The organism is Sphingobacterium sp. JB170 (assembly GCF_900163865.1).
Taxonomy (GTDB): domain Bacteria; phylum Bacteroidota; class Bacteroidia; order Sphingobacteriales; family Sphingobacteriaceae; genus Sphingobacterium.
In genome coordinates this window covers 1-1,127 of the sequence record NZ_FUKU01000049.1, presented here as the reverse complement: position 1 = coordinate 1,127, position 1,127 = coordinate 1, and the positions used below count along the sequence as shown (strand labels likewise).

Below are 1,127 nucleotides of genomic sequence, written 5' to 3'. Positions count from 1 at the left end.
CAAAAAACAAAGACTTTCAGAAACAAGCGGATAACTTCTATTATATAATATTCAATGCCGAACGTAAGGACTCTATTGTATTTAACCAAAAGACCTTTCTATATAAAGCTACAGGATTATCATCAGGTATTCACGAACTTGCTATTGCCCTGAACGGATCAGAGAACATAGCTTTCCCGACCTGGGTTTTACTGGATAGTAAATATCAGGTTCTATTCAGATATAATGGAGTATTAAAGCCTTTAGAGATTAAGGAATTACTGAAAGCAATTGAAGAGTCCAGATAAAGCTTCTTAAATGCATTGGTCTATTTTCTCACATTTGATAAAAGCTATGGATATAACCTATAACAGAATACTACACAAACTTGAACACGATATTCAGGATATTGAAATTGAATCGGATCACTCCATACAACGTATTGAAACCATCATAGAACTTATTGTTAGCTCTTTGTCTGAAGTAAAAGAGTACGTTTTGAAGAACGGATTTAATAATACTGACGTTGAAATTCATTTTTTCAAACATCAAAAACCTGCTATTGTAGCAAAGCTCATCTACTATAATGCCATTTACAAAATCGAAACAAAGAAACCAAACGATACAAAAGCTATCAGGAAATACCTTAATGAAGAATTGAAAAAGCTAAAAAGGTATTTTGACAATAATCTTGAATTTTATAAATATTACCGCACTAACAACTCATTCATTGATGAAAAGCTGTTCCTTCGGGGCAGACACGATATAAAACTGACATTGGATACGGTTTATTTTGAAACCGATCATAGATTTTCCACCTCTCACGACTATAAGGCAGCAAAGATTATAGCTAATGACCTGATACAAGTTTATATTGAAGACCAACTGAATAATAATAATCAGCAGAAATCACTTTACCGCTCTTCTTTGAACTGGTCAGAGAGCAAAACTGCGTTAACCGAATTGATTTATGCACTGCATTCACAAGGTGCTTTTGGAAATGCAGATATAATAGCTATCGCCAAAACATTTGAAAACACCTTCAATATAAGTTTGGGCGATTTCTATCATACATTTATGGAACTTAAATCCCGAAAAATAAACCGGACTAAATTCCTTGACAGCTTACGTGACGCTTTGATCAGAAA

General features: G+C 33.6%; 1 protein-coding gene and 1 pseudogene. Both read left to right on the top strand.

Going from position 1 to position 1,127, the window contains the following annotated elements; all coding sequences use genetic code 11:
• Window positions 1-287 (top strand): annotated as a pseudogene (locus FM107_RS19745) (hypothetical protein); the annotation flags it as partial.
• Window positions 288-333: 46 nt separating this feature from the next.
• Window positions 334-1,127: RteC domain-containing protein (locus FM107_RS13330; RefSeq protein WP_086948999.1), on the top strand; the 794-nt coding region annotated here is incomplete at its 3' end.